The 2,418-nt window shown below is 42.6% G+C and carries 1 protein-coding gene and 1 pseudogene; both read right to left on the reverse strand.

Going from position 1 to position 2,418, the window contains the following annotated elements:
- A pseudogene (locus tag WAM07_RS16205) lies at window positions 1-2,031 on the reverse strand (hypothetical protein); the annotation flags it as partial.
- Between the two features lie 175 nt (window positions 2,032-2,206).
- A complete protein-coding gene (locus tag WAM07_RS16210) occupies window positions 2,207-2,404 on the reverse strand; it encodes a gamma-type small acid-soluble spore protein (protein ID WP_422168454.1) in 198 nt (65 codons plus the stop codon).
- Window positions 2,405-2,418 lie beyond the last annotated feature (14 nt).

Below are 2,418 nucleotides of genomic sequence, written 5' to 3' on the forward strand. Positions count from 1 at the left end.
GAGTATCATATAAGTAAAAAACGAAGCAAACGAATCGAACGATAATGGATCAATCAAAGAGATGTAAAAAGCTAACATCGTAACAGACACGAATAGCCATAGAAATGCTCCTTTAGCATGCAGAACAAGCCATACCATCATGCCTATGCCGACGAACAGAATCAAAGGACGGACCAGGACAGGATCTATCTGAGGACTGACGGCCACATAAATCATAGCCAGTATATATGATCCTTGCCCGGTATAAAAACTGGCGTCTGATAAGTCTTTATCTCCAAACTTTTTCCATAATAAATGTACACCCGTAAGCAAAATTCCGGTTAATGCTAAATGAAACGGAAAAGCCAACCCATCTTCATAAACGGGGAACCAGCCAATAAGCGGTTCATATAAAATGGCAGAAGAAATGAATAAAGCTACCGCATGTACCCATACTGCCGTTTGGCCCATCTCCAAATGACTGTATTTTCTTTTCACAGCATAGGCAAGGACACTTATCACCAGGAACATGAATGAGCTATAGTCCAGACGTTCATCATACAAGCTGTACCCAATACAGCCCGCGATAACAACTATCGATGTATAGATCGTGCTCCTGGCGATCACCATAAGCCAGCGCAAGTTCGTCCATAACCCGATGTAGAGAAGAGACACCGCGGCTCCGATAAACAGGAATAGAAATAGCGGGCCAATCTTCGTCATTTCCCACAGCTGCCAAAGAGTGATAAAGAAAAACACAGGAGTCATATATTGGAAAACCACGTAGCTGTTCAGATTCGAGAGCAAAAGGTAATTGACGGTAATGAGGGCGTAAGCGATCAGCAAGAGCCATGAACCCTCTTCGCCTCTCAACACGATACTTTCATAGCTAATATAAACAAAAGCACAAAAGGACACGATGCCGCTCGTATAACGAAACACTTTTTCCACGAAACGATGATTTTTAAAGGCATAAGCAAATCCTAAGTAAACCAGCCCAACTACCGCATAAAGGGTAAGATCGACTGACTGAAGGGGTGAATTCTCCACCAGCTGATAGATGGCGTACACGACCATCACCGAAAAAACGAATTGGTACTCTTTCGTTTGATAGATGAAAACCATGGCCATATAGATGCTCGCCGTCAGCAGCAGATTGAAGCTGTAAAAGACTTCACTCTCATAGAAAAACAGCATAAGCACGGTAGAAAGGACTAAGTTCAGCTGCGCATAGAGCGGCAATTCTTTTATAAAAAACGACCATCTGTCGGAATCCTTGAACCAGATATAACCGCCAAGCAGAAGCACATTGAAAAGCATTAAACACATATAGAACGCGTCCATCGATAGAGGAAGGGCGCCAAGGCTGAATCCTGCCGACAGCGATAAAAATACAAAGGATATCCATACATATAAACGTGACTTATGTACAATGGCATGCCTGATGTATAACGGCAATGGAAGCAGTGTACCGAGCAGACCTAAGAGGTATCGGCCTTCCCCGAATAGAGATAGATAGTCACCGAACAATCCAAAGAATCCAATCGCCACAATGGCAATCGGGATCAGCAGACTTCCTAGCGTCAAAAAGGCAAAGGCTGTCTTCTGGATGTTGAGAAATTTTCCTGTCCCGTAACTCATACCATGAAAAAACAAGGAGACGAAGAAGATGGAAAGAACTTTCATTCCTGCTCCCATCTGATCCCACTGGCTTGTGGCGACTATCAGCCCTGTTATTAAAAGCAGGGACACTCCAAGAATAAGAGACCACGTAATGTTACGTTCACGGATTTCCTCTTTGGATTTCGTCTTCTTCTCTTTTTTTGGTTTCGCAGGAGGCTTTTGCTCTGTAAAGGAATCGCGGGCCTCTGCTGCCTCTGCTACGGTATGAAGCTCCTTATGTTCTTCTTCCCGCTTCTTGTCTTGTATGTATGTACGATCAGCGTCTAATACTTTATGGTAAGCTTCATCAGTTAAATATCCGTTGTTACGTAAGTGCTCAAGCTGATCCTTGAACACTTTCCGCTTCTCTTCTTCTGGTAAATGGGCCAAACTTCTCCCTCCCTCACGAAAATGTACCTACTTGTAAGGGTAAACGTGCCCATGTTCGTTTTCAACCTTTTTTGGAATTTTATAACAAAATAATGTGATTTTCGTCCGTTTATTATGAAACTGCTTTTAATAATAAATGATGCCAGCATCTATTTTAAAATGCTGGCATTATTTATTATAAATTCTCTTTTCCCACTTCATGAACATAATCGTTTTGAGCCATTTCACGTTCAGCGGTCTGTTTGGCTAGTAATTCTTTCGCCTGGTTATAAGAAAGACCTGAGTTCGCGTTCTGACGTTTCACCTCATCAATATTTGTTCCTGAACTGGTGACGTTTTTCTGATTGCGATTAGGCTCCATGGACTTTGCCATAGGAAACACCTCCT

Source organism: Halobacillus sp. (assembly GCF_049282395.1).
Taxonomy (GTDB): domain Bacteria; phylum Bacillota; class Bacilli; order Bacillales; family Halobacillaceae; genus Halobacillus.

What these genes read in the sequence shown, in the direction of transcription:
- WAM07_RS16210 (WP_422168454.1), bottom strand. Translation starts at nt 2,404, where the DNA reads ATGGCAAAGTCCATGGAGCCTAATCGCAATCAGAAAAACGTCACCAGT.